Origin of the sequence: Porphyromonas somerae, from assembly GCF_022845615.1 — a bacterium.
GTDB classification, from domain to species: Bacteria; Bacteroidota; Bacteroidia; order Bacteroidales; family Porphyromonadaceae; genus Porphyromonas_A; species Porphyromonas_A somerae.
This window is the reverse complement of sequence record NZ_AP025559.1, coordinates 1,074,220-1,100,280: the sequence shown is the minus strand read 5'-3', so window position 1 is coordinate 1,100,280 and position 26,061 is coordinate 1,074,220. Positions and strand designations below refer to the sequence as shown.

The window sequence follows — 26,061 nt, the reverse complement described above, 5'->3', positions numbered from 1 at the left end:
TTTTTGTACTTCTGTATTTTTGTTCAATACTTCCATATTATTAAATTATTATGTCGTTAGCTAATTATATCTTTATACCTCCCTTTTTCTTAGGTGTTAGTGTTATTTTCTTTTTGGGCTCTTGGGCAGTCAGGTCGGTGAAGTGGTCAATCTGATTGGTAAACCACAAAAACCCTTTCTTGAAGGTAGCACGCTTTACTCTCTTAGAAGTGATATCTAGCCGCTCTTGCCACTGTATCTCCGATCCCTTAAAATACTTACGCTCGATGAGCCGACCTTCTTTATCCCAATCCTCTTGAAGACCCTCAAAATCTCCGGCCACCCAGTTTATTGTGGATTTGAGCTGCCCATTTGGGTACCACTGATAATGTTTTCCGTCTTCTTTTCCATCTTTATAATATCTGCGATATGCCATCTGTCCATTCTCATAGCAAGCCTCTTGAACACCTGTCAACTTAAGAGTGTGTATTTCAATAATCGATGTTAGGTGGTCTATCCTTGGCAAGATGTCACCTTTAGGGTTAGCGTCATTCATTTGTTCTGTTTTATTGCCACTCAATGCTTCCATACTATTATTTATTTAAGTCGTTATATTTTTATTCTTCCTTTCTTCTTAGGTGCAATTGTTATCTTCTTCTTAGATTCTTCATTCGCCTTTACCTCCTCTGTAAAGTGATCGATCGCTCTTTCAGATAATAGCCACCCATTTCTATAGACAGATTGTGAGATGGTACCATCATCGTTTTTCCATTCCTGTACACCATCAAGCAGACCATCGTCGTAGTTTTTTCTTGCTCGAAGTTGACCGTCAGCCCCCCAGAAAAGTGCTTGCCCTACATGCTTACCACTCTTCCAATTGCTTGTGGAGAGGAGCTGCCCATTGTTGTACCATGTCTCTCTTTTGCCATCCATCTCCCCTTGTCGGAACTCAATCTTAGCTTCTTGGCGTCCGTTGGCGTGCCACCACTCAGTTAGCCCCTCTCTTTTTCCATTTACGTAGTTTTCCCGAGCTTTGAGCCTTCCATTCTCATACCACTTTTCTAGGAGACCATCCTTCTCATCGTTCTTGAAGTTGGTTTTTGCCCTCATCTGACCACTTGGGTACCATTCTATCAATACCCCCTCTACCAATCCCTTTGACAATTTGCACCTTGTTCTAGGCTGCCCATTGTCATACCACGTTTCGTTAAGTCCATCTGGCAACCCCTCCTTGTAGGTGCATCGTTGGTCTAGTTCCCCATAGGGTCCCCAAGACTCTAGCACTCCATCTAGTTTTCCATTTTTCCAATGTTGCTTAGAGCGAGGTTCACCATTGGGGTACCACTCTTCCCGAACCCCCTCACTCTTTCCCTCTTTGTAGGTGCCACGTAGTGCTAGCTTTCCATTATCCCACCACTCTTCAATAGAACCATCAAGTCTACCATTCTTGTAGTTTTTTGAGGTGGATAGTTGCCCATTGGAATACCACTCTTTGCATTCCCCATCCTTCATGTAGCCCTTATAGGTTGTCATTTTCTTGAGTTGTCCATTCTCATGCCACTCCTTTTCCACTCTAAGTCCATTAGCGTTGGGAGCCTCTTCTTTGGTATTCATATTGTTATCATTTAATACTTCCATGCTATTATTTATTTAGGTTGTTATCTCTTTATTCCTCCCTTATTCTTGGATTGTAAGGTTATCTTTTTTGTTTTTTCACTTCTTATAGTCTCGGCACTTATCCCCTCACGAGCTAAGTAATTTCTAAACCTTACATCGTCAGTCAAGTCCTCAACAAATATGCCATTCTTAAATAATTTCCGAGATTCTATTTGTCCATTCTCGTGCCAATACTCACATAATCCATTTAGCTCAAAATTCTTGAAGTTTTTCCGACTGTACAATTGCCCATTTTCATACCACAATTCATATAATCCATCATATCTACCCTCCTTGTAGTTTCCTCGGCATTTGATTTGTCCATTCTCATACCACTCCTCCCCGAGACCATCAAAATCGCTATTTTTATAATTGGCACGAACCCTTATCTGCCCATTCTCATACCATTCTTCGCCAAGACCATTGCGAAAACCAACACTATACATTTGCCTAGACTTTAGCGACCCATCGCTATAATACAGCTCACGAATACCGTCAAGCATATCTTCTTTATATTGTTCGCGGGATTCCAATACACCGTCAGACCATTTCTCATAGAGACCATGAGCCTTCCCATTCTTATAATTACCTCGAGCAGTTAAATTCCCCTTATAGCTCCATCTTTCCAAAAGTCCATCTAGCAATCCGTTCTTGTAATTTTCACGCTGTTCTAATTGTCCATTGTCATACCACCACTCACGAACACCTTCTTGCTTTCCATTCTTGCGGTTTTCACGAACCATTATCTGTCCACCATCATCATCCCATTCTTCATATACCCCATTCTGCTCATTACCCCTATGGATATTAAAAGGCCCATATAAATAACCATACTCATCCATCTCATAAGAAGCAGTTCTCTCCAATTCATCCTTAGGTATCAAGCTTTCAAAAGAGATAGTATCATGTGGCTCATCCTGTCGATCCCACCAACAATCCACCCTCTCGTCATTTGCACAAAAGGCGAGTAGCTTTCCATCTTGAAACGCCACACGCTTCGGCACACCATTATAGTGACCCCAATACCTCCAAGCATCGCTACTTAAGTTGCCATTACCATCACCCTGCAACAAACACCATGGGTTAGCATCTTCACCCCAATGAGTATTGATAATCCTCCTCATGGCTAACTGCCCTTCCTTAGTGTCTTCTACGTCATAGACACGTATGGAAAAAGAAAGAGGACCTATTGGTCGGCCATTGGTGAGTTCAGGGACTGTATCAGGATCGATTGCCTTTTCCTTGATCTTGTATTCCTTAAAGGTGTTTAGAATATTCATTGGGCTAGAGTAGGTGAGTGGGTCTACCTTTGCCTTCTTCGCAACTATGATTGCCTCGCTCACCTTGGGTTGGTCCTCGGGAACACGTAGCACTTCGTTTGCAAACCACTTTGCTGTCGCTAGTGCCGTTAGATTATCCATCGGTTTGATGTAGTTCAAGAAGGCACTTCTCTCTTCCTCTAAGAGGTCATCCCTTTTCTTTAGCCATCCTTCTGCTGTTTTAAGTACTCTCTTACTAATCATCTTCTTTCTCCTCCTCTTCTAACCACTCATCAACGATGTCTTTCACTTCTGCTACATCCTCGTCTGTCACCACTTCACGACCTCTTTTCGTTTGTTTCATGTTTAATAGGTCAGTAGCGAGATTGTCTCCAATCTCAAATTGCTGTACTCTTTTATTACTTAATGTTTCCATGCTATTATCTATTTATGTTGTTATATTTTCACTCCTCCTTTCTTCTTAGGCTTTAGCGTTATCTTCTTCTTGGTCTCTTGGGAGGTCTGCTCAATAGAAATATCAGGGTCGTTGGGGACTCCATTTTTGTAGAAAGTTTTAATTGCTGATCCATCCATTCCATATTCCTCACAAGGGCCATCTAGCTTTCCATTCTTGTATGTGCTTTTAGTAAAAAGTTGCCCATCTTCATGCCATTCTTTTTGGGCTCCTTCCATTTTTCCATTTTCGTAATTATATTGATAGAAGGGTTGCCCATTCTTGTACCATTTTTCATGGGTTCCTTCCTCTTTTCCATCCTTATATTCACCACGAGAAGACATTTGTCCATTAGAGTACCAGCTCTCTGCCAACCCATCTTTTTTCCCATTTTTGTAATTTCCTCGAGTCCAAAGTTGTCCATTCTCGAACCACTCCTCACAAAGACCATCTTCCTTTCCCTCATTGTATTTCTTTTTGGACATTAACTCCCCATTTTCATACCACTCTTGGCATATCCCATCTAGCTCCCAATCCTTATAGCTCCCTCTAAACTCGGGCTCCCCATTTCTAAACCAAGACTCGTAGCTCCCCTCCGCTCTTCCATATTTATAATTAATGCGATGTTCTATTTTCCCATTGGGGTACCACCTCTCTTGTAGTCCATCCATAAAGCCTTCCTTATAGTTTCCACGCTCTGCGAGCTTTCCATTTTCGTACCATTCTTCCCGAGGACCTTCTAGTTTGCCATCTTTATAGTTCTCACTAAATTCTAGTTGTCCATTAGAGTACCATTTTTCAGAGAGCCCATCCTTTTTGCCATTCTTATAGTTTTCACGACCATTGAGCTTCCCATTATCCTCCCACCATTCAGCTAGACCTTCCCTTTTTCCATTCTTATAATTCCCTCTGTAGGACAGTTTCCCATTTATATACCACTGTTCTTTTAGACCCTCTGGCACCCCATTGTTGTAATTAATTCGTGTCCAGAGTTGCCCATTTTCGTGGAACCTCTCAAATGCCCCATGTTCAACGTCATCTTTGTAGTTTTCTCTTCTTACAGGCTTCCCATTTATTTTCCACATTTCTAGGGTGCCATCCACTTTCCCATCTTTGTAATTAGTGGAGATCGCTAGTTGTCCATTGTCCCACCAACTCTTTGATGGCCCATCTAGTTTGTCGTCTTTGTAGTTTTCAAAACTAATAAGTAAACCATCTTGGTTCCACCGCTTTGCCTCTCCATGCTTTAGATCGCCTTTATAGGAGGTGATACTCTTCAACTCACCATTATCCCAATACTCCTTTTCTACCCTTATCCCATTTGGGATGGTGGACTCATAATCCCTCTCCATACTATTATTGTTTAATGCTTCCATAATATCATATATTTATATTGTTATTTGTTTATTGTTTTATTCTCTATCAGTTTGTGAAGTCTTTAATCACCTTTGAGGACAGAAACACTCCATCCTTGTATAGACTTTGAGTCACTGTTCCATCAGCATTTGCCTCTTCCTGAATGCCATCTAGTTCATTATCCTTGTAGTTTTTTCGGTAGATAAGCTTTCCATCCTTGCTCCACTCTTCTTCTACTCCATTCCTCCTCTCCTCTTTGAAGGACATCCGAAATTGGAGCTGTCCATTGGGGTACCACTGTAGTTGTTCTCCTTCCCTCTTTCCATTCTTGTAGTTTATCCTGCAACGTGATCGACCATTTTCGTCCCACTCTTCATGTAAACCATGAGGGTTACCTTCTTTATAGGTTTCCTTTTGGAATAGTTTCCCATTCTCGTACCACTCTTCTATAACTCCATCTTGCTCCCCATTGACACAGTTTCCACGAACCCAAAGTGCCCCACTAGGGTATCTCGTTTCATAAGGTCCATACTCCCTCCCATCCTTAAAATTGATTTGAGAATAGAGTTGCCCATTGTCATACCACTCTTCACATAGTCCATTTAGCTTTCCCGCCTTATAGCTCTCTATGTATTCAAGGACGCCACCTTTATTCCATGACTCCCTCAATCCATCTAGCTTGTCATTTTTGTAGTTTTCTCTGTAACTAAGCTGACCATTTTTGTGCCACCACCGAGCTAGTCCCTCCTGCCATCCTTCTTTGTGGTTTATTTCAGAGTAGGGTTGCCCATTAGAGTGCCACTTTTTAGAGATGCCATCTAACAATCCATTATTGTAATTACATCGTGACTTGAGCTGCCCATTGGGGTACCACTCTTTTTGCTCCCCATCTTTTTCTCCTCCTTTATAGGTGGTAGCACATTTAAGGCAACCATTCTCGTACCACTCCTTCTCCACCCTAATGTCGTTTGGGGTGAGGGACTCGTTGACGTGTTGAATACTATTATTATTTATAGTTTCCATAACATTATTTATTTGTGTGTTTATTTATTTATGCTTTCATGCCTATTGTACTCTCTCTAGGGGCAATTATTGTTCTTTGTTCATTGCCCATCTTTATGAAGCTTTTGGCTCTTTTTTCTTGTTGAAGCTCGCCATTGTTATAGACACTCCTCGTAACACTTCCATCTTCATTTCGGGTCTCCACGAGCCCATGTCGTTGACCGTTCATGTAGTTTCCACGACTCTCTAGTTGCCCATCACGATCCCACTTTTCATAAAGGCCATCCAATTTGCCTTGGATAAAGCTCTTTCTAGATTCTAAATTTCCATTCTCGTGCCAACTCTCTCTAAGACCCTCTAGTTGCCCATCTTTATAGTTGCACCGAGTTGCCAATTGCCCATTATTCCACCAATATTCAATAGAACCATCAAGTCTACCATTTTTTGAGTTCCATTTGCTCTTGAGCAGTCCATTTTTCAACCAAGTCTTACACTCGCCTTCCTCTCTTCCTCCTTTGTAACTAATCTGTGTTTTGAGCTTTTCATTCTCCCACCAGCTCTCGCATAGTCCGTCTTTCAGACCTTCTTTATAGCTCTCTCTTGATAAGAGGCTTCCACTATCATAAAACCTCTCATGCAATCCATCTTTTTCCCCTTCTTTGTAGTTAGTGCGTTCCTTGATCTGACCGTTTTTATACCACTCTTCCCGAAGTCCCTCTAATTTTCCATCCTTATAGTTTTCCCGAACCACAAGGGTTCCTTTCTCGTTCCACTCCTCTCTCAGACCATTTCTATTTCCGTCTTTATATGTTACCCGAGCTTTAAGTTGCCCATTCTCATGCCACACTTCAAATAGCCCTTCATATCTACCACCATGGAACTGACCACGGATTTCAAGTTGTCCATTTTCGTACCAACGTTCTTGTACCCCCTCCACCTTTCCATCCTTGTATTTGGGCTTTTGTTTTAATTGACCATTGGGGTACCACTCTTCAATAACGCAATCACGATAACCACCACTATAGTTAATCTTAGACTCTAATTGACCATTCTCGTAGAAGCTCTCTTTAATCCCCTCCCTATTTCCCTTTTTCCAATCTCCACAAGTCTTGAGCTGTCCATTTTCATACCACTCCTCGCTAGGTCCATCAAGATTCCCATTCTTATAGTTTTCCCGAAGTTTGAGCTGTTCATTTTCATGCCACTCTCTATATTCTCCATTCTGCATATTCCCAAGAAATGGTAGAGATCTTGAGGCTATGTCACCATTTTCTTTTAACTCATAAAAGGCACTTCTTCTCAATTTGTCGTCTTTTAATTTCTCCACAAACCGAATCCCATTATATGGTATGTCCTGACGATCCCACCATTGGTTAAAGGCGTAGTCATTCGCACAAAAAGAGAGTAGCTTTCCATTTTTGAAGGCCACTTTTTTGGGCACTCCATTATATTTGTTCCAATACTTCCATGCGTGTTCTGATAAATTCCCCTCTCCATCTCCTTGTAGTACACACCAAGGGTTAGCATCTTCTCCCCAATGAGTGTTGATAATCTTTCTCATTGCGAGTTGCCCCTCCTTGGTGTCCTCTACGTCATAGATGCGTATGGAAAAAGAAGAAGGACCAACTGTTCGTCCATTTGAGAGCTCAGGTACTGTGTCAGGGTCAATTGCCTTTTCCTTTATCTTGTATTGCTTAAAGGAGTTTAGGATCTTTAATGGGTTAGAGTAGGTGAGGGGGTCTACCTTAGCTCTTTTTGCAACCAAAATAGACTCATCTATACTAGTTTGGTCCTCTGGGACACGAATCATGTCGTTAGCATACCATTTTGCTGTCGCTAGTGCCGTTAGATTATCCATCGGTTGAATATAATTCAAGAAAGCTACCTTCTTCTCTTCTGAGAGGTCGCTTCTCTTCCCCAACCATCCTTCTGCTGTTTTAAGTACTCTCTTACTAATCATTTTCTTTGCCCTCCCCAGCTAGCCACTCGTCAACGATGTCTTTCACTTCTGCTACATCCTCATCCGTCACCACTTCACGACCCCTTTTCGTCTGGTTTTCATTTAGTAGGTCAAAGTCTATTGCGTTGTCACTCACTGTTGATTCAATTTTTTCATAATCTTGTGTTTCCATAATATTATATATTTAGTGTATTATATTTTTATTCTATTCGTCTTTTTAGGTTTTAGGGTTATCTTCTTCTTGGTCTCTTGCACCACTGTTGTTGGGTTGTTAGTGTTTTTTGGGGTTGGCTTTTCCTCTTTGCCATTTTTGTAGATTGTCCTTGAGATGAGCTTTCCACTCTTATCCCATCGTTCAAATAACCCTTCTGCTTTTTCATCTTTCCAATCTCCACGAGACATGAGCTGTCCATTCTCCCACCAATATTCATGGGTTCCGTCTGCCTTCCCATCTTTGTAGCTTCCACGAGACTTCATTTGACCATTAGGGTACCACCGTTCAACGGGTCCATCTAGTTTTCCATCTTTGTAGTTTTCCCGAGCTTTGAGTTGACCATTCTCCCACCATCTCTGAAACGGTCCTTCCCCTTTTCCCTCCTTGTAGTTTCCACGAGTCCAAAGTTGTCCACTCTCATACCATACTTCTAGGGTTCCATCAAACTTTCCATCTTTATAATTACAACGGTTCTCTAGCTGTCCATTTTCATGCCAACATACAGTTAGTCCTTCTCTTTTACCATCTTTGAACTCTGCTCTATAAGCTAGTTTCCCATTTTTGTACCACTCCTCTTGAATGCCCTCCTCCTTGCCATCCTTGAAGTTGTAGCTAAAAGAAAGTTTACCATCTTTGTTCCACCCTCTCCATATTCCATCCTTGAGCCCTCCTTTATAGGTTTTAATACACTTGAGACGACCATTTTCATGCCATTCCCTTTCTACCCTTGTGTCATCAGTAGTAGTAATGGCTTGTGCTCGTTCTATTCTTTCAATCAATGTTTCCATAATATTATTTAACTATGTATTTATGTTATTATTCCACTCTGTTTAGATTGTCCTTTTTCTCTATCTTTGCTCATCATTGGTATTTGACACATTTATATGAACACTGACAATAAAACATTACCTGAAAAAGATACCCTCGAAGCTGGACTGCTTCTTATTCGGTTTTCGATGGATCTTGAGCTTCAATATCTCCAGCATCGGAAGAACTTTTATCAGGGTACCTTGGTTGCAAATAGTACGTTATTTGCCTTGCTAATCGCCCATTTTGAAAAACTTCTATCACCCAAAGAGGACGAACAAATTCTTTTTCTTTATCTTGGGGTGCTTCTTCTATTGGGAATCCTCTTAAGCGGTATCTCATTAGTTCGTTCGCTAAGACAAGTTCGTCAATACAGTCAAGTTCATCGGCGACTTGAGTCACAACGACCCTTACATCTCCAATCCGCTCCCTTCTCGAAAGACTTTGATAATAAGCACTGGAATATATTCCATGGGTTCTCTCTTCTAGGCTATTCATCTTGTTTCGTATTTTTTCTATCTTGTGCGACCATTCTTCTTTGGCTTTTCTCCAAGTCTTCTTTAAGTTCCACATATCCATTTTATAGTAATATTATTTTGTGTCTCAATGATTTACATTACTTTATTCTTACTGTTTCTCGTCTGTATATTTTGGGCATTATCCTCTATTTCGCTTTTCCTTTAGCAAGAGTCCTTGTCGCTGAATTGCGACATAGGATGGGCTGAGATTTATTTGTAAGATCCTTCCACATGTCATCTTTCTCCTCTATGCTAGTATTAAACGCTTTCTCTTCTCGGAATAGGGAAGTGCACTTATTTTGTTGAAGTGCCTTTAGCTTTGTAATAGCACCATTGATGGCTTTGCTCCTTTTCCCTTTTCCATAGACTTGATGTTCCAATAGATATATGCCTGCTTCAACAGCTTCCCTTTGCGTCTCAAAAGGAGTCTGGCTTAACGATGTGGCGTGATAAACGTTGCCATTTGCAGTAGCGTTTAGCTCGTATGCCCACATTCTGTTGTTTACTCTAAGAATTGTTAGCTCAAATCCTTCCTCGTCTCCTCCCAACTCGCATTTGCCTTCTACTATCCTCACCTTGTCTGAGGTCTTGCTTATTTTCATCTCTAATTATCTATCTATAGCTTTCACTTGAAATATGTAATAGGTCACAAACCTCTCTTAGTCGGTCCGCAATCCTTTCTTTATATCTATCTGAGAGCGTATTAAGGTCTAGGTTAGAGGTAAAAATGGTTAGCTTTCTTGTTTCGTATCTTTGTAGCATTAGCTCCACCATAGGAGAAGAAAGGGTTCCATAGTTGTAGACTCCTAGTGGCTCAATACCTAGATCATCAACCCCTAATGCCTCGTATGATTTTATCTCATTAAAAAACATTCTATTCTCAACTGAGCAATCTGCTATTCGTATAGAATTGAATAGCCTCATAGAAGTTGTATAGCAACCATATTTTATCTTTTGACTATTAATCAGCCGTTGGATCGCTTTCAGCATCGTTGTTTTGCCATTTCCAACAGGACCGTAGATTAAGAGCCACGGCTTAGTATCTGGGGTTATTAGCCAGTTGGCAACCCGATAGAAGATTGAGTTCAACTCCTCGCTTTCTCTATATTCATAGTTTCGCACAGCTACCTCGCTTCTGTAGCAATACATTAATGCTGTAGCCACCTCTTTGGCTGTTCCTAGCTGCGAAAGTGCTTCGCTCTTAAACGTTTGTTTTGCTTGAGAGCTTTGTAGCGTGTTGTAATCTAGGATCGCATCTATATTTATGTTTCCTATCTTATTCATTATGCCCTCTTATATCGTTGATTTATTAACTCCCACCTTGCTGGCATTCGCATTGACGAGGCAGCTAGGCACTGTCTCTCTTCCACCTCCTTCTTTCCTTCTTGGTTGGAAAAAGCCAGAATAGTTATTTGCAATGCTTGTTCTGATTATTTCGGTTGCTGTTTGTGAGTCACCTTTACTATATTCCACCAATTGGTCATAGCACATCTTAGTTGCCATATCTGACTTATACGGTTGCCCATTTAGCTTCTTATATTTCAGCCAATCAAAGAAAGGAACCTTTAACTCCTCCGCTACATACGAGTACGATTTGGGTATCTCCTCCTTAGTCTTTTCCTTTTTGCCTTGTGTCTCACCCTTATTATCTCCACCTTGAGCAACCACTTTTTTGTCATCAGTGTTTTTCGGATTTTCTATCTCCTTCTCCACCTCTACATTTGGACTTGGTTCTTCGTTAGAAGGTTCTTGTGTTGGCACCTCGACCTCCTGAACCTTATCTACTTGTTGGTTAAACATAGGCTTTGAGGGGGTGTCTTGCCTCCTTTTCCTATATATTGGGTCTAGTTGATCTACAAATTCTTGGCACCATATTATTCGGTGCGATAGCCATAAATCTGGGTCTATAGCGTCTAGTTCCACTAACATATTTAGTATGTCTTCTGCCAACTCTTCACTGACGCCAGTGCTTGCGGTCAGGTAAAGCCAATTGGCCGGTTTATCGCACGCATAGTATAACCCCTTCTCTGCTCCTAGCATTTCTAGTAGTTGGTACCAGAAAGCATACCCATCATTTCCAAACTTACTCTTTAATATGTAGAGCATTTTTGCATCTCTTGACCCCACATAATGTGGAAAGTAGTCCACACCTATTTTCGGTAATCTTGCCATATTCCCTCCTTTGTTTATAATTTGTCTTTGCTGTCTAGGAGTGAACTTATACTATCATTATCTAGTTGAAACTGTTCTCTCACTGCTTGTGGCCTTTCATTTATCTTTTGTCTCATTTGATCAAGAATTTCTTTTATGTCTGCTTTAGTGAAGAAAACAAACCTGCCAACTCTTGTCCCCTTGATCCTTCCTTGTTTTAGCCATGTATAGATGGTGTCAGGACTTTTTCCCATCCACCCAGCCAACTCCTTAACTGTAACTAAGACCTCTGTCGCATCTCCATATAGGAAGTAGTCTTGGCTATTTTTCAAAGCATCAATCTCATCCTTATTGAAAATGGCTGTGCCATTATGAATTACTTGCTTGATTTTCCCATCTCTTACACGATCCATAAGAGTAGAGCGTGAGTAACCAATGAGTTCACACACCTCTTTGCTCGTGTAATACTGTATTCCCTCAACTAGTATCATACCCATATCAGCTTTGATATATCTTTTCAACTCTCTCCAAACAGCTTAGAGCCTTATCTTTTAAGCTCATAGAGACCTCTAGCACTGCTCTCAGGCTATACATCTCGGCTTCTAGCATTAGTCTGTCTTTCATTATCTCTCTTTCCTTCTCAAGACCGATTACGCATCCATCATTGTGTGTTCTTTCAATGCTGTACATAGTCACCTCCTTGTTTTTTTGATTGTTAATACTTTCTGTTGTTATTTATAGGCACCTCATAAAGCCCTCCTTCTCTCTCTCCTTTGCAACCTCGATTGCAATCTGAGTGGCTTCCATAAACCTCTTATCGGCATTGAGAAAGTCTGCGAGCAAGCTAATAAGGGTAACATCACTCGCTGTGCATGATAGCAAGGTCGCATCGTCGACCTCTGGATCGTTAGCTAAAAGCAGATAATTGCTTGCATGTTTATCTATTCCTTTTGCAAGGATGTCCAATGTCGTTTCTATTTTGTTTTCCATAATCTTTGTTCTTCTTAAATCCATTCGTGAATTTCCATTTTATAGTATTCTCTAAGCTGTGTCTTGATCAGCCTTAGAGTCTCTTCCCATCCTCTGAACCCTCCTACTTGTCTGTCATCGACGTATATGTCGGCATAGACTTTGCGACAATCGTTGTTGAAGCGATTAATATTCTCTGGGGAGTTTTGGTTGATGTGATCAAACTTAATGTTGTTGTCTTTCATCCACTCAGTTGCTTCTACTTTGCTCAATCCATCTCGACAGGTCCAAATAATCACTGTACAATACTGGTTGAGATATTCAAGTGCTTCCTTCGCTCCCTCTTGAATCTCTCCAATAAGTGGGTAGTTGTCTTTAACTATCACACCATCAAAATCAATGGCAATAATCGGTTTGTTTTTTTTCTTCATTCTGCTTGTGTTCTCTTGTTCGTTACTAGTTATACTATCTATCTCTTTACTAAAGAATTTAATCTCCTTTCTTATCTTTTGCCTTGTTATTTTGGCGTATATCTTAGTTGTTCTTGTATCGCTGTGCCCAAGCATCTTGGCGATTGTCTCAAGGGAGACACCAGCATCAAGGGAGAGGGTCGCAAAAGTATGCCTCGCCACGTGATAAGTCAGCTTAGTTTTTATGTTTAGTTCAGCTGCTATCTCCTTTAGGTATTGATTGATCTTTTGATTGGAGATGATTGGCATGAATGGCTCATCATCTGTATGTCCCTCTTTGTATTTGTTTATTATAAACTGAGCAGGGGCGATGAGGGGAATGTCAGCTTCTACCTTTGTTTTCAGACGATCTTTGATAATGAACACAGTGTCGCCAATTGTTTTGATATGCCCCTTTGTGAGGCTTTTAACATCGCAATAAGAAAGCCCTGTAAAGCAAGCAAATAGAAACATTTCTTGTGCTTTGCTCAAATGCTTTTTCTCAAATCGTGCGTTATACAAAGCCTTTAGTTCTTCTCCATTAAGTGGAACGACTCTGCTTTCTTTCTTGGGAAGCTGACATTTAGCTATCTTAGAGTAGGCTATGTACGAGCAATCTGTCGCATAATTGGCTACAGATTTTAGGTAGACCAAGTATTTGCTAGCGGTATTCTCTTCGTAACCACACGTATTAAGCAGATACGACTCATAGTCATAGAAAACGTTCTCAGTTAAGTTCCTAATATTTAAGCTGGATAGCTTTTTGGATTGTTGTGTAAAGGCTTCAAAGAGCTTTAGTGAGTTGACCCATTTGTTTCGTGTCTTCTTGCATACATTTGTCTTCTCTTGCTCTTTCTTCCTAACCTCGAGGTATTCCCTGTAGACATCAAGAATTGATAGTGTCTTGGTCTTGTTTTTGGATAACAAGTACCTTTTTTTGATGTCATCAAGGCAAAAGATCGGTCCCTCTTCAAATGCAATGCGTTCCACCTCAACTCTTTCTTGCATGAGTTGTAGGTTATACTCATTGCAGTTTGGGCACTCGCTCGTTACTTGATTTGATTTCAAGTAAGTTGGATCGGTCAGGTAAATTCCAATTTGCCCAACTGTAATCCTTTCCCCTCCAAATGATATTCGCATTAGAAGCGGATATAAACCATTCTTCAAAGGTTGTTTCCTTACATAGAAGGTTACTTTTACACTCTCTTTCATCACGTAAGTTGTTTTAATGCTCATGTTGTTGTTATCTAAAAGAATTAACGGGTACACTTCGCAAGCAATTTCACAACTCCACGTCAGAAAGAAAAAGTTGCCATTATGCTGCCAATTCGTTGACAACCTATTTTGTTATGTCCTAATAAGAACGATAACAAACTGATTGTCAGTCTAGTGCAAATGACTACTGAGATGGGAACTAAAGATGATTGTAGTGCCGAAAAACAAGAAAAAGTGCTATAAACCTTGGTCTATAACACTTTTCTGTAGAATGAAACTTTTAAGAGAGAGCCGAAGACGGGACTCGAACCCGTGACCTACGCATTACGAATGCGTTGCTCTACCAACTGAGCCACTTCGGCAAACTGTTATGGTTTGTCTTTGACGTCGCAAAGATAATAAATTAATTAGAATTCATAATAATAATTGGTGATTATTCCTGGGTGAATAGATTTGATTGTAGGGGTATATGTTGGTGAAAATAGGTACATTTGCGTCACAATTTGTAACATGTATGAAATCTAAGCGTAATCACTATATCTGTCTGACCTTTTCATCCAATGGGATAAGTGGTTTGTTGCAGTTCAAAAAAAACACTATTTTGGTTGAACAGCACTCCACAGAGTCTTATTGTTTAGCACGGTAGATTAAAGTCGCAAAACAATGCAAAACTCAACTTTTTCGCCTTTTCGCACTTTTACTCGTAATGAATGGAGCCGGCTTGATAGCCATCCCGACTTTCCTTTTTCACAGATTGACTTGAGTAAATTAAGAGCTCTCAATGAACCACTAACTGAGTCTGAAATTAGTGATATATATCTGCCACTTTGCAGGTTGCTTCAAATTCATATCACTCACTTTAAGAGGCTACACAATGAATATGATGAGTTTTTCCATAAGCCGTCTCATAATGTCCCTTTCGTAATTGGGATTGCTGGAAGTGTTGCTGTGGGGAAGAGTACTACGGCACGAGTGCTTCAAAAACTACTCTCAATGGATCAGTCGTGCCCTAAGGTGGACCTCCTGACTACCGATGGCTTTCTCTTGCCCAATGCTGAGCTGGAGAAAAGAGGAATCTTGGATCGTAAAGGTTTCCCTGAAAGCTATGATGCAAAGCGATTGATCAACTTCCTTTTTTCAGTAAAAAGTGGTAAAAGATACTTGGAAGTGCCAGTGTACTCACATCTATTCTACGATATTATCCCAGATGAAGTACAGGTCATTGACCAACCAGATATATTGATCGTGGAGGGAATTAATGTATTGCAGGTAGATCCGGATAGAATGGAAGCCACGCAGCAAGTATTTGTTTCGGACTTTTTTGACTTTTCTATCTATGTGGATGCAGATGTGGAAAATATTAGAAGGTGGTATGTGGATCGATTTATCAAGCTTCAGCAAACAGCCTTCAATAATCCTGATTCATTTTTCACAAGATTTGCTGACTTGCCATTAGAGGAGGCAAAAGCAATAGCTAACCAGATCTGGGAAGAGATTAACCTTAAAAACCTATATGAAAATATCCTACCGACTAAGTTCAGATCAAGCTTAATCCTTGAAAAAGGAACGGACCATGCTATGCGATCGGTTCGTCTTCGAAAAGTATAAGCCTACTCTCTGGACCTATACATAGTAGCATATCTAGGGCTGATAAATTTGGTTGGAATCCGAACTTGTATTCAAATACCTGCCAGTATCTTCTTGAAAAAAGATGATGTTTGGGGGTGTAAAACTCGGTCAAAATAATTGGTGAATCATCTTGGGCATGTACCAAAGGAGGGGTGTCAATACCAATTAACTTACAAAGTAAAGCCAACCAATCGTGATTGTAATCCACTAAGCGATGAGCTGGGTTGAAGACGTGCTTCCCGATTGATTCACAATAATGCTCCCAATATGGTGTGGAGCAATAGTTGCTTCTAAGCATTTGCCACAATTTATTCCTCCATTGACCATGCTCGGAAATACAAACTTCGTATGTAGATGGTGATGGGTATCCAATCTTCTCTACTGGTATAGTGAAGGTTACCTTTCCGTTGGGGCCCATAAGGTTAGTCCTATTTCGAAAGGTTTGTTTCTCATACTGTTCACCCACATATATTCCACTGACCTTATTGTGAGCGAGAAGATATAAATAGGGTATGTTGGGCAAAAAGGCAGTTGGCAAAGTCATCATAGTCTAAATGATTTTATCATCTTGCCCTTAATCATCTTTGTCTTGATCCATTTCTCTTCACCTCCTATACGGACTTTGCACTTCTCCTTTGTGTGAGTGATGTATTCGGCTGGTGCTAGCTCCCCATTTGTGAGCTCAATGAGAATAATATCTCCCTCAACCTTTGGTTTTGACTGGATAGAGACGATTATCAAACTCTTTTGTGTCGTGCTATCACCTTCAATGTAATAGGTGCCAATGAAGAAAAACTTTATCAGGATAAGTAGGAACGCAAGGAAAATCAACCATAACCAAACTATGCCTGATGACCTATAGCTCTTATTTTTTTCTCTCCCCATCAATGTAGAGTGGTAAAAAATCTATTCCACCTCACACCACCTTTATCCTTATCCCAAGAGAGCCATACAAACATCGGTTTCCCGACGATGTGATCCTCAGGAACAAAACCCCAACTACGAGAGTCTAGTGAATTGTGCCTATTATCGCCCATCATCCAGTAATAATCCATCTCAAAAGTATAAGTGTCCGACGCAATGCCATCAATATAGATAATGCTATCTTTTACGACTAAATCATGACCTTCATAATTTGTGATGCATCGCTTATACAGCTCTAGGTTGTTGGGAGTGAGGTATATGGTAGCACCCTTCTTCGGAATCCAAAGGGGTCCATAATTGTCTCTGGTCCAACCGGTTTCCATATCTATTGGGAAAGTGTAAAATTGATCCGCTGATGGAGAAGGTTCTACAATAATCTTGGTAACTATAGAGTGTCGCTCTAGCTTTTCTTTCATTTCCTTAGTTAAAGGGAAATGATACAATGCCCCAGAAGTGCCTAGAGTATCATTATCGAACACAAAGGTTTGATTTGCTAATAATACAATATCATCTTCATTAATACCCAAGTCTTGAAGTTCTTTTGCTGAGAAGTGATTACCATTAGTCTCAACGAAATAATTATACTGGAGTTTTTCAGGCTCTTTCATCAATTGCCCATTGATGTATAGCGAATTATTTATGATCTGAAGCGAGTCGCCAGGCATTCCTACAGCTCTTTTGACATAGTGGTCGCGCATGTCCACAGGCCTATACACCACCTCTCCAAACGTTTGTTTATCGCTCCATATTCGGTCTCTCCCATACTGCTTTTTAAGGGTATAGTAGTCGGGGTTCGTGACATTTAGAGCTACAGTATCTCCTACCGGGAAATTGAACACAACGATATCATTCATCTTTACCTTTCCAAAGCCTTTGACTCTATGATATTTCCATTGTGGTTTATCCAAATATGCTTTACCACCCCCAGGAAATTGATTGTGAAATAGAGGAAATGCCAAGGGAGTCATCGGAACCCTAGGACCATAACTTAACTTGCTTACAAAAAGATGATCACCGATTAAAGCTGTTTTCTCAAGGGAGCCTGAAGGTATCTTAAACTGCTGAAACACAAAGAGGTTTAGAAAGTGCACAATGATTAATACAACGATTAAATCCTCAACAAGTCCCATAATTCCCCTCACTACAGAACTTGAAGACTTCTCCCACCACCGCCACGGAATAAAGCGAGTAACGTAAATATCAAAGATGAAAGGATAAACAATTAGGAAAAACCAAGCACTACTCACCCAGATTGAAAACAAAATGATAATGACGCCCCAAATTGCAGCTTTAATCCATTGTTTTTTGGAAACTCCCTTCCAATCTATTCTTTTCTTCTCTTCCATAATAACTTAGTCTAATTGAATTAAATCCTCCATTCCATAAATACCCTTTTTATCCACTACAAATTCGGCAGCTAATACGGCACCAAGTGCTAGTCCTTTTCTCCCCTTTGCTTCGTGAGAAAGGGTTAAAACATCCTCTTCGCTCTCATACTTAACTACATGGGTACCAGGGACACTATCTTTACGTATCGAGGTGATCAAAAGTTCGTCATCTCTATGAGTAGGGACTTCATTAGGTTCTAGATACGCTAAAGTCTCCGACTTTGAATCTAGATACTCAATCATCTCATTGGCAATGGTGAGTGCAGTACCGCTCGGATAATCTAGCTTATGGATATGATGTGTCTCTTCAACAGTTGGTAGGTAGTTGGGATAATGGTTCATCAGCCTTGCCATATAGGTATTAATCAGTCGGAAAAGATAAACCCCAACACTAAAGTTAGATGCGTAAAAAAGTGTGCCGTTATTCTGCTTCACGCATTCAACTGCTTTGTCCCACTGTTCTAGCCATCCAGTGGTTCCCGACACGATAGGAAGCCCTTGCTGGATACACTTAGTTATATTATAAAATGCAGCTTCAGGACGGCTAAATTCAATCACAATATCGCAACTAGGGAGAGTATCACAATCGGAGTCCACTGTAGCTACAATCTTATGACCACGAGATAGAGCAACTTGTTCCACCTCGTGCCCCATTCTTCCATATCCTAATAAACAAATTCTCATATATCGGCACTAATCTAGTTTACATATAGGCAAAGATACAACTTTTACTATACTTCTATTCACTTCACAATCTATAAATCAGTCGGGAACGCCCTTTAATGCTTAGGCTTGCTATAAAAACGCATTTGAATAGAAGATGCATAACCTACCAAGGCGCATCATTTATATAGATCCAAAAGCAAAATATTTTCGTAAACACTTGCCTGAGAAAACTATTATTGCTATCTTTGCAAACACGAAAAACGAGAGGCTGCGAAGATTTCGTGTAATGCACGCAAAGCATCTATTTGATTGGTCCTGTAGCTCAGTTGGTTAGAGCACCTGACTCATAATCAGGGCGTCCTTGGTTCAAGTCCAAGCTGGACCACTTTTAAAGGTATTCATTTGGTAGCGACAAAAAATAATGGTACCTTTGCAATCGTTACGGGTAAGTCCTGCACGGCCAGCTCCTGGTGAACTCCCCCAGGGCTTGATCGCAGCAAGGGTAGCTGGTTGTAGCGGCGCGATGTAGATAGCTTACCCACCCGCCTCTTTAGCTCAGTTGGTAGAGCTCCTGATTTGTAATCAGACGGTCGCTGGTTCGAGTCCGGCAAGAGGCTCAAATATGTTTCAATATTTGTTCCAACTCACTTTGAAAAGGGTTAGTATGATTGAAACAATGTCTTCAATAAGTGTTGTGAATCAATGATTTACGACACTTATTTTTGTTTCAAGAAATACATGAAGTGAAACGTGATTGCAACAGTTGTAAAAACTCTGTTGCAATTTTTGTTTCATTCACCCACTTCTGTGAAACATTATGTTTCAATTGGTTACCGTTTGACCGATTTTTGATTGGTCACAAAATGGTCACAACTGAAAAACACATCTATTTGTGACCAAAAAGTGATTTACCTTTAGCTCTTAATGTTTTTTCATCACTTAAAAAATAATACTTATGAGAGTAGTTATGAAAACTGAGCTAAAAATGAAGGTTAGCTTTTACCCGAGGAGTAAAAAAAGCAAGAGTGAGATTTGTCCGATAATGTTACGTGTCTCATTAAATGGATCACGTATCTCATTAGGACAGACAGGTTTTGAAGTAGCATCAGATATGATGAAGAAGGATAGAGTCCTCAATAGCTATCCAAATTCTTACCATATCAATGATGAGCTACAGAAGCTGGAGCAAAAAATATACTTTCTAGCTGAAGAGTTGTACCACAAAGATCAGCTTGATTTGTATAGCTTAAGAGATGCCTTGAATGGTAATAAACCAAGAAAGGTTCTAATGATGTCCGAACTCTTTGACATGGAGGAAGCGGAAATGGAGGAGAAGTTCGCTACTGGTGCAACCACTAAAACCACCTATAAAAGACACAAATGTGCCAGGCGTAACTTTGAGGACTTTTTATCTTTCAAGTATCGTAAAAAAGATATCAGAGTTAATGAGATTACGAAGTCTGTAATCCACGACTATGAAGACTATCTGACTAGCTATCTCGATTATCATCGTAACACTGTTGTCAAGTATCTTTTTTTACTAGGCAAGCCTATTAAGTATGCCTACCACCAAGAATGGATAGATCGAAATCCTTTTGAAGGTATAAATTATACTCAAAAGAAGACCGATAGAGGCTTTCTAACCGATGATGAAGTCAATTTGATAGCAAGAGCAAAATTGGTTTTAAGTCGGTTGGAAATTGTAAGAGATTCATTTCTTTTTTCTTGTTTTACTGGTCTCTCTTACGTTGATGTCCGTAACTTAACCCAAGATGATGTTCACGAAATCAATGGCTGTAAAGTCATTGTTATTGATAGGCAAAAGACAGCCACCAAATGTAATATTCCACTTTTTAGACAGGCTGAACAAATCATAGATAAGTATGAAGAAAAGAGGTGTGAGGGTGGCAGGTTACTTCCAATGCTAAGCAATCAAAAGACCAATCAATACCTTAAAGAGATAGGTGTTAAGTGTGGTATAAAGAAACACTTGACTTTCCACCTAGCTCGCCACACATTTGCTACTATGGCGCTTTCTAAAGGTGTTAGCATAGAGACCATATCAAAGGTATTAGGTCACACTAAAATACAAACTACAGAGATATATGCTCGTGTTACTCCGAATAAGATATTGGAGGAGATGGGCATTTTAGAAGAAAGGTTATCACAAGAACATTATGGAGAGAACAATGCAAGAAACTGAGGCTATAAAAGGGCTTTTTACGAGCATATACAATTTCTTAAAAGAGAAAGAGGTTGAGTATGGTGTCACCTTATCAGATGCCGAGTTTGTCAATTTAACCGAAAGTGAACTCATCGAAGTGTTTGGCATATCTAGGACGACACTCTATAGAGCTAGAAAAAGTGGTGATTTGCCATTTGTGTACACATCCAATGGAGGTGTTGAATATAACTATTCAGCTTTAGTATTGGCACTAAAAACCAATCGTTTTAGGGTGCCTAATATGAGTAAGATTGAGGCAATTAATAAATTAGAGGAATACCGCAACTTAAAGAGCTTGAGCTATGGAGAGAATTTCTAAAGAGCAAATACTTAATGCAACTCGTAATGGCTTAGATGTCTTTAATTACTATTTGCCGTACGATCTTCCAATGAATAAGAACTTCAAAAGTCCATTCTATGAAGATAGCAAAGCCTCTTGCAACGTGTTTGAAGGGAAAGATGGTATATGGAGGTTTAAGGATTTCGGAGATGGTGGAGATGGTGGTGATTGTTTTTGGTTTGTAGCCACTCTAAAATCAATGGATTTAAGACAAAATTTCCCTAGGGTTTTGGAAACGATTGCTAGCGACCTACAATTGTCAGTAGGTGGTACTTCAACTAATAGTGGTAGCGCTTATAGCTTTTCAAGTTATAAGAAGAAAAAACAAACCCTAGATACATCTATCAGCCCGGCTCCTAAACCTATACAACCTTCCGTCACTACTGAATTCAGCTACGTCAAGAAAGAGTATAGTGATTGGGAACTCAATTTTTGGGAGCATTACGGTATAACAAAAGCAATGCTAAAGCAGTTTAAGGTCTACTCATTAAAGAGCTTTAGTTCTATCCGGACTAGTGATGGGAAACCTTATACCATCAATTCATCAGATTCGGAGCCAATGTTTATGTATGACCTTGGCACAGCGGTAAAAATCTATCGTCCATTCAGCAAGCTACGATTCTTGAATGCAGGTGAAAGATATGAAACATTGGCTTTTGGGTTAGAGCAACTCTCACTAAAGGGTGATATCGTTTTCATTACTGGTGGCGAGAAAGATGTATTGAGTCTATCTGTACGCGGATTTAATGCAATATCATTTAATTCGGAAACCTCGCAGATTGATATGTGTATTGTTGAGATGCTCAAAAGACGATTCAAACATATCTTCATCTGCTACGATATGGACGATACAGGTGTCAAAGCTTCTACACAGCAGTGTATTCGATTACAAGAATATAGAGTGCTAAGAATAGAATTACCACTAAAAGGAGATAAATCAGAAAAAGACATTTCTGACTATTTTGCCCTCGGTCATACTCGTGATGACTTGCAAGAGATCATCACAAATACCCTAGTAAAGAATTTATATCAGCAGACGATGGTGTTAATCAGCTCTTGTGAAATCAATCTAAATAACCCACCAGAGGCTTCAAAAGCACTTCTTATGCTTGAAGAAACAACACTTGGTAGCTTTGACAATCTTCTCTGTATCACTGGCGGGGAAGGAACAGGTAAAAGTAATTACATCTCTGCCCTAATTTCCGGAGCTATTAGTCAATTAAGCTTGCCGCCTGAAGATACTTTGGGTATGACAGTTATCCCTAACCCAGAAGGGAAAGCAGTATTGCACTATGATACGGAGCAAAGTGACGCTCAACTTTTCAAGAATGTAAAGCGAAGCTTGAAGCGGGCTAAGCTTACTGATATGCCATCATATTATCATCCATTCTGTCTTGTTTCCTTCAGCCGTAGTGAGCGATTAAATCTTATAAAAGATAGTATGGATATGTACTATCATAAACACGATGGGATTCATTTTGTTGTGCTTGATGGAGTTGCGGATCTCATCAATAGTGCCAATAATGAGATAGAAAGTGTTCAAATAGTTGAAGAGCTTTATAGACTAGCTGGTATCTACAATACTTGTATAGCTTGTGTGTTGCACCTCACCCCTGGTGGATTAAAGTTAAGAGGACACCTAGGTAGCGAGCTCCAAAGGAAAGCAGCAGGTATTATCTCTATTGATAAAGATAAGACCAATAGCTCACTATCTGTTGTAAAGGCTATGAAAGTAAGAGATGGGGATCCATTAGATGTACCGATGATGACTTATTCTTGGGATAAAGAATTGGATATGCACGTCTACCGAGGTAATAAGTCTGAAAAGGAATCTGCCGAAAGAAAGTACAATGAGCTAAAGCAAATTGCGGAAGCTACTCTCTCTCCATCAGGAACGATGCCTTACAATGATTTTGTGACTGAAATCTCTAATTGGCTGCAGGCTCAATACGACTTAAAAGATCGTAGAACTGCAATTTCTAGGGTTGACTATATGCTTGAAAAAGAAATTATTGAGCGATTGGAAGATGATACCGTTACAATAAGGACACTATAGAAATACAACAAAAGCTATGACAAAAGAGGAGTTTAATCAAGTGCAATGGCACAAAAGAATGAGGGCCGTTACGAGAATGCAAGGTATTGAATTAGTGATGAATGTGGTAGATGTTGACTTTGCATCTTACAAGATAGGTTTGAAGTACATGTCTACTTACATAAGCTGTGACTGTGAAGATGTAGAGTTGATACCAAACTCCACTATCGTAGATGACTACTATTTACGTAACAAAAAATACATGGACAAGGAAATCAGTCTTGGCATTTCATTTCGAATGTGTGCCTTGATATGCCTAGCATTAGTTATATGTATAACAGTGGCAATTGAGCTATCCAATTATCTTATTCTGGAGTGGGTAATCGCCCTCGAATTGGTATTATACTGTGTGTTGATTAGTCCAGTACTGACTCTCCGACAATATATGAATAACATGAACAACATGAATGAATAAAAGAAAGGAGGTGAGAGATGAAGACTAAGTGGTATAACTGGAGGGCAGAAAAGGGGGATGTTACGGCGGAGTATGAGGTGTATATGGATTGGAAAGAATTTCCACCATTTTGGGTGAAGTTCAAACTATTCATAGGGCTAGAAGTTGGCGACCGCTTTTGCGTAAACGTGACTGATTGGGAAGGTCGAGATGTCATAGCCCCTAAGAGGTTCGAAAGTCTTAAAGAATCCGTTGATTATCTATCCAATGTAGACTGCGAAGAATATGTAGATGCTAGGTGTAGGGAGTTTCAAAAGATGGTTTAGATAGTAGTTTGTAATTATAAAATAGAGATCAAGATATGAAGTATGTACTTAAAAGAGAGAGATTGAGCCTTTCTGGTGCAATGAAGTATTTGTATGAAGGGTATTTCATTAGACGTTCAGGCTGGACCCACGGAGTTATTTTCACAAAGGTTGACTATAGGCGTACGATGTTTTCGGAAGCTGTTTTTAGCGAATATGACAACATAGAGTCGTTACTAAAGGAAAATCCTGTACTAGTTCCTCAGTTTTGGTATGCAATAGGTACTATTAGATACAAAAACACTCCTGAGGATGATTATGCAAAAGATTGGCAAGTAGTGCAATGTCTTAGCATGACCACAAAAGAAGAAGAGCGAGTGAGTGGCAAATTAGGTGGAGTGAAATTAGTCGAAATACAATAGATTATTATGAGTTGGTTTAATTGTAAAGTGAGTTATGAGAAGGTCTTTGGAGAGAGTGGTAAAATACGTAAGGTTACAGAGTCTTATCTTGTAGACGCTGACGACTTCACGGAGGTAGAAACCCTTATGGGAACATTCTTAAGTGGAAGAGGTCCTCATGTTGTTGAGAGTGTCCGTAAGATTCGTATTTACGAGCTATTCCTTGACGATAAGAGCGAACGCTATTACAAGTGCAAGGTGGGTTTCATCACGCTTGATGAAAACGCTGGTGTTGAGAAGAGGAAGTATGTTCAAATCATTGTGCAGGCTGATGATATTGACTTGGCATTGAAGTCTCTGCATAAAGGGATGAAGGACACTCTTGGAGATTATGAGGTAGCTTCTGTTGTGGAAACTGACTGTATGGATGTTATCAAATAACTATTAATTGATAACCTAAAAAACAGCTGATATTATGAAAATGGACAAAATAAAAGAACTAGCAAAGCTGGTTTCTCGCTATGATTGCGATACGTACGAATGGGAGTATTTGGAGATTATCGAGGGCAATGACCTGAAAGAACTAGGTCTAAGCACATCAGTAATGGCTAAGGTAAAGAGTAAATTGGTTAAGACGAACTTGGTCGCACCCAATGGCGATAAGATTAGTACAGAGGTAATTCCTGTCTCTATATTAGAGAGCATACTTTCGTGCTGATGATAATGGAAGCTTTAGGGTTTCAGAATAGGAGACAAAAGAAGAGGTTCAAAGTCCATACTTTCAAGCCTCAATACTTGACGATGTACAACGAACCTCTCTCTTATTCTGAGGTGTTATTTACCTCTGAGCTACTAAAGCAAAGATACAAAAAAATAGCTAGCTAGCAAAAGAAATGATGATGTATGTTGAATAGTATTTCGGAAAGAGAGAGATTAAGCAAATTGGAGGCTAAATTAAAAAGGCTTGAAGACAAGATTGACCTTGTCGTAAAGAGCATAGGAGATGATGCCTCCAATAACACCGAGTCCTCTGTGGTTCTTGGTGAGGTCTCAGATGACTTTGATATTGATGCATATATTGATGTATACGATTTAGCTAAGCTCTGTAAGGTCGCTCCGCAGACCGTCTATAATTGGATCTATCAGGGTAAGATTCCATACATCAAAATTAATGGGCGAGTTCTTTTTTCAAAGGAACGAGTGCACTCCTTCATCAGAAGGAGGGAGTTCAAGAAAGGCAAGTGTAAATAACTGATATAACAGATTAAGAGTATGATGAAAGATAAAGCTGATGTTCCAACCACGTACAAGATGAGAGTCTGTGACGCACTCTCTGAATTACATAGTGGTGCATGTGTAAAGAACTTTACTACCTATGGTCAAGATCACATTGATGTTTTTGCTTGGCAGTATGGAGTGACGATACTTTATGTAGTAGTAGATAACTACGAATCATTTTCATTAAAACGTGAAGAGCTAGAGATAAAAAAGTCTTGGCTTGCAGGGGAGAGGAAGTACATTGTTTGTCCTTCATATCTAGTGAGGTCTGTTGACCTACCTAGTGGATACGGACTAATATATGCCGACTTGGACGGAGATAACGTGAGACTCTCCACCATCACAAGAGGTACATTTCTTCCTCACAACCTTAAAAAGGAAAAAGACCTTTTGCTCGCTGCTCTTACTACTGAATATTAACAAATAAA

Annotated in this window: 32 protein-coding genes and 3 tRNA genes; 13 read left to right on the top strand and 22 right to left on the bottom strand. The window is 39.9% G+C overall.

Features of this window, described 5'->3' with window-relative positions; genetic code table 11:
* Window positions 1–64: 64 nt before the first annotated feature.
* From MWL85_RS04775 to MWL85_RS04695, 18 genes are all read right to left on the bottom strand, one after another.
* Window positions 65–568 (bottom strand): toxin-antitoxin system YwqK family antitoxin, encoded by a 504-nt coding sequence (locus MWL85_RS04775; RefSeq protein ID WP_244401643.1) that lies wholly within the window; start codon window positions 566–568, stop codon window positions 65–67.
* A gap of 20 nt (window positions 569–588) precedes the next feature.
* The gene (locus MWL85_RS04770; protein ID WP_244401642.1) at window positions 589–1,593 is read right to left on the bottom strand and encodes a toxin-antitoxin system YwqK family antitoxin; all 1,005 of its coding nucleotides are present in this window, start codon (window positions 1,591–1,593) and stop codon (window positions 589–591) included.
* Between the two features lie 44 nt (window positions 1,594–1,637).
* The gene (locus MWL85_RS04765; protein WP_244401641.1) at window positions 1,638–3,158 is read right to left on the bottom strand and encodes a toxin-antitoxin system YwqK family antitoxin; all 1,521 of its coding nucleotides are present in this window, start codon (window positions 3,156–3,158) and stop codon (window positions 1,638–1,640) included.
* Window positions 3,151–3,330: a hypothetical protein gene (locus MWL85_RS04760; protein ID WP_244401640.1), complete on the bottom strand. Its 180-nt coding sequence runs from the start codon at window positions 3,328–3,330 to the stop codon at window positions 3,151–3,153. Before MWL85_RS04760 ends, MWL85_RS04765 begins: the two co-directional genes overlap by 8 nt.
* 20 nt (window positions 3,331–3,350) lie before the next feature.
* Window positions 3,351–4,724, bottom strand: a complete 1,374-nt coding sequence (locus tag MWL85_RS04755; protein WP_244401639.1) for a toxin-antitoxin system YwqK family antitoxin — start codon at window positions 4,722–4,724, stop codon at window positions 3,351–3,353.
* Between the two features lie 46 nt (window positions 4,725–4,770).
* A complete protein-coding gene (locus MWL85_RS04750; RefSeq protein ID WP_244401638.1) occupies window positions 4,771–5,727 on the bottom strand; it encodes a toxin-antitoxin system YwqK family antitoxin in 957 nt (318 codons plus the stop codon).
* Between the two features lie 28 nt (window positions 5,728–5,755).
* On the bottom strand, window positions 5,756–7,666 hold the full coding sequence (locus tag MWL85_RS04745) for a toxin-antitoxin system YwqK family antitoxin (protein ID WP_244401637.1): 1,911 nt from the start codon (window positions 7,664–7,666) through the stop codon (window positions 5,756–5,758).
* Window positions 7,659–7,838, bottom strand: coding sequence for a hypothetical protein (locus MWL85_RS04740; RefSeq protein ID WP_018029073.1), 180 nt, complete (start codon window positions 7,836–7,838; stop codon window positions 7,659–7,661). The genes MWL85_RS04745 and MWL85_RS04740 overlap by 8 nt, the downstream gene beginning before the upstream one ends.
* Window positions 7,839–7,858: 20 nt before the next feature.
* A complete protein-coding gene (locus MWL85_RS04735; RefSeq protein WP_244401636.1) occupies window positions 7,859–8,668 on the bottom strand; it encodes a toxin-antitoxin system YwqK family antitoxin in 810 nt (269 codons plus the stop codon).
* A 154-nt stretch (window positions 8,669–8,822) separates the two neighbouring features.
* Window positions 8,823–9,260 carry a hypothetical protein gene (locus MWL85_RS04730; protein ID WP_244401635.1) on the bottom strand — a complete coding sequence of 146 codons (438 nt, stop codon included), beginning with the start codon at window positions 9,258–9,260 and terminating at the stop codon, window positions 8,823–8,825.
* A 91-nt stretch (window positions 9,261–9,351) separates the two neighbouring features.
* A complete protein-coding gene (locus MWL85_RS04725; RefSeq protein ID WP_244401634.1) occupies window positions 9,352–9,807 on the bottom strand; it encodes a hypothetical protein in 456 nt (151 codons plus the stop codon).
* Between the two features lie 10 nt (window positions 9,808–9,817).
* A complete protein-coding gene (locus MWL85_RS04720; RefSeq protein WP_244401633.1) occupies window positions 9,818–10,489 on the bottom strand; it encodes an ATP-binding protein in 672 nt (223 codons plus the stop codon).
* A 9-nt stretch (window positions 10,490–10,498) separates the two neighbouring features.
* A complete protein-coding gene (locus MWL85_RS04715) occupies window positions 10,499–11,377 on the bottom strand; it encodes a DUF4373 domain-containing protein (RefSeq protein WP_244401632.1) in 879 nt (292 codons plus the stop codon).
* A gap of 14 nt (window positions 11,378–11,391) precedes the next feature.
* Window positions 11,392–11,847: a helix-turn-helix domain-containing protein gene (locus MWL85_RS04710; protein WP_244401631.1), complete on the bottom strand. Its 456-nt coding sequence runs from the start codon at window positions 11,845–11,847 to the stop codon at window positions 11,392–11,394.
* Between the two features lie 7 nt (window positions 11,848–11,854).
* Entirely contained in the window at window positions 11,855–11,980 is a 126-nt protein-coding gene (locus MWL85_RS11570) for a hypothetical protein (protein WP_262914456.1), read from the bottom strand.
* Between the two features lie 111 nt (window positions 11,981–12,091).
* Window positions 12,092–12,346, bottom strand: a complete 255-nt coding sequence (locus MWL85_RS04705) for a hypothetical protein (RefSeq protein WP_244401630.1) — start codon at window positions 12,344–12,346, stop codon at window positions 12,092–12,094.
* Window positions 12,347–12,360: 14 nt separating this feature from the next.
* The gene (locus tag MWL85_RS04700; protein ID WP_262914460.1) at window positions 12,361–13,986 is read right to left on the bottom strand and encodes a site-specific integrase; all 1,626 of its coding nucleotides are present in this window, start codon (window positions 13,984–13,986) and stop codon (window positions 12,361–12,363) included.
* A 292-nt stretch (window positions 13,987–14,278) separates the two neighbouring features.
* Window positions 14,279–14,351: transfer RNA gene (locus tag MWL85_RS04695), tRNA-Thr, on the bottom strand.
* Window positions 14,352–14,652: 301 nt separating this feature from the next.
* On the opposite strand from MWL85_RS04695, the gene coaA reads away from it, so the two are divergent.
* On the top strand, window positions 14,653–15,597 hold the full coding sequence (gene coaA / locus MWL85_RS04690) for a type I pantothenate kinase (RefSeq protein ID WP_244401628.1): 945 nt from the start codon (window positions 14,653–14,655) through the stop codon (window positions 15,595–15,597).
* Here coaA and MWL85_RS04685 read toward each other — a convergent pair.
* Genes MWL85_RS04685 through dapB form a run of 4 tightly spaced genes read right to left on the bottom strand, consistent with a single transcriptional unit; the run spans window position 15,566 to window position 18,614 of the window.
* Window positions 15,566–16,162, bottom strand: a complete 597-nt coding sequence (locus MWL85_RS04685; RefSeq protein ID WP_244401855.1) for a WbqC family protein — start codon at window positions 16,160–16,162, stop codon at window positions 15,566–15,568. The genes coaA and MWL85_RS04685 overlap by 32 nt on opposite strands.
* Window positions 16,162–16,503, bottom strand: a complete 342-nt coding sequence (locus tag MWL85_RS04680; RefSeq protein WP_021903670.1) for a hypothetical protein — start codon at window positions 16,501–16,503, stop codon at window positions 16,162–16,164. The genes MWL85_RS04685 and MWL85_RS04680 overlap by 1 nt, the downstream gene beginning before the upstream one ends.
* A complete protein-coding gene (locus tag MWL85_RS04675; protein ID WP_244401627.1) occupies window positions 16,503–17,888 on the bottom strand; it encodes a S26 family signal peptidase in 1,386 nt (461 codons plus the stop codon). The genes MWL85_RS04680 and MWL85_RS04675 overlap by 1 nt, the downstream gene beginning before the upstream one ends.
* A 6-nt stretch (window positions 17,889–17,894) precedes the next feature.
* Window positions 17,895–18,614, bottom strand: coding sequence for a 4-hydroxy-tetrahydrodipicolinate reductase (gene dapB, locus MWL85_RS04670; protein ID WP_244401626.1), 720 nt, complete (start codon window positions 18,612–18,614; stop codon window positions 17,895–17,897).
* A gap of 293 nt (window positions 18,615–18,907) precedes the next feature.
* On the opposite strand from dapB, the gene MWL85_RS04665 reads away from it, so the two are divergent.
* The 12 genes from MWL85_RS04665 to MWL85_RS04610 all read left to right on the top strand — a co-directional run bounded on the left by MWL85_RS04665 (window position 18,908) and on the right by MWL85_RS04610 (window position 26,053).
* Window positions 18,908–18,981: transfer RNA gene (locus MWL85_RS04665), tRNA-Ile, on the top strand.
* A 159-nt stretch (window positions 18,982–19,140) separates the two neighbouring features.
* Window positions 19,141–19,213 (top strand) — tRNA-Thr (locus MWL85_RS04660).
* 350 nt (window positions 19,214–19,563) lie between these two features.
* Complete coding sequence (locus MWL85_RS04655) at window positions 19,564–20,799, top strand: site-specific integrase (protein WP_244401625.1); 1,236 nt, start codon at window positions 19,564–19,566, stop codon at window positions 20,797–20,799.
* Entirely contained in the window at window positions 20,774–21,139 is a 366-nt protein-coding gene (locus MWL85_RS04650; RefSeq protein WP_244401624.1) for a helix-turn-helix transcriptional regulator, read from the top strand. Before MWL85_RS04655 ends, MWL85_RS04650 begins: the two co-directional genes overlap by 26 nt.
* Entirely contained in the window at window positions 21,123–23,216 is a 2,094-nt protein-coding gene (locus MWL85_RS04645) for a toprim domain-containing protein (protein ID WP_244401623.1), read from the top strand. Before MWL85_RS04650 ends, MWL85_RS04645 begins: the two co-directional genes overlap by 17 nt.
* Before the next feature lie 16 nt (window positions 23,217–23,232).
* Window positions 23,233–23,670, top strand: a complete 438-nt coding sequence (locus tag MWL85_RS04640; protein ID WP_244401622.1) for a hypothetical protein — start codon at window positions 23,233–23,235, stop codon at window positions 23,668–23,670.
* 17 nt (window positions 23,671–23,687) lie between these two features.
* The gene (locus tag MWL85_RS04635; RefSeq protein ID WP_244401621.1) at window positions 23,688–23,975 is read left to right on the top strand and encodes a hypothetical protein; all 288 of its coding nucleotides are present in this window, start codon (window positions 23,688–23,690) and stop codon (window positions 23,973–23,975) included.
* Window positions 23,976–24,010: 35 nt separating this feature from the next.
* Window positions 24,011–24,376 (top strand): hypothetical protein, encoded by a 366-nt coding sequence (locus MWL85_RS04630; RefSeq protein ID WP_244401620.1) that lies wholly within the window; start codon window positions 24,011–24,013, stop codon window positions 24,374–24,376.
* Window positions 24,377–24,382: 6 nt separating this feature from the next.
* Window positions 24,383–24,796: a DUF4494 domain-containing protein gene (locus MWL85_RS04625; protein ID WP_244401619.1), complete on the top strand. Its 414-nt coding sequence runs from the start codon at window positions 24,383–24,385 to the stop codon at window positions 24,794–24,796.
* Between the two features lie 34 nt (window positions 24,797–24,830).
* Window positions 24,831–25,073: a hypothetical protein gene (locus tag MWL85_RS04620; protein WP_244401618.1), complete on the top strand. Its 243-nt coding sequence runs from the start codon at window positions 24,831–24,833 to the stop codon at window positions 25,071–25,073.
* A gap of 185 nt (window positions 25,074–25,258) precedes the next feature.
* A complete protein-coding gene (locus MWL85_RS04615; RefSeq protein WP_244401617.1) occupies window positions 25,259–25,606 on the top strand; it encodes a helix-turn-helix domain-containing protein in 348 nt (115 codons plus the stop codon).
* Window positions 25,607–25,627: 21 nt separating this feature from the next.
* Window positions 25,628–26,053, top strand: coding sequence for a hypothetical protein (locus MWL85_RS04610; RefSeq protein WP_244401616.1), 426 nt, complete (start codon window positions 25,628–25,630; stop codon window positions 26,051–26,053).
* Window positions 26,054–26,061: the final 8 nt, after the last annotated feature.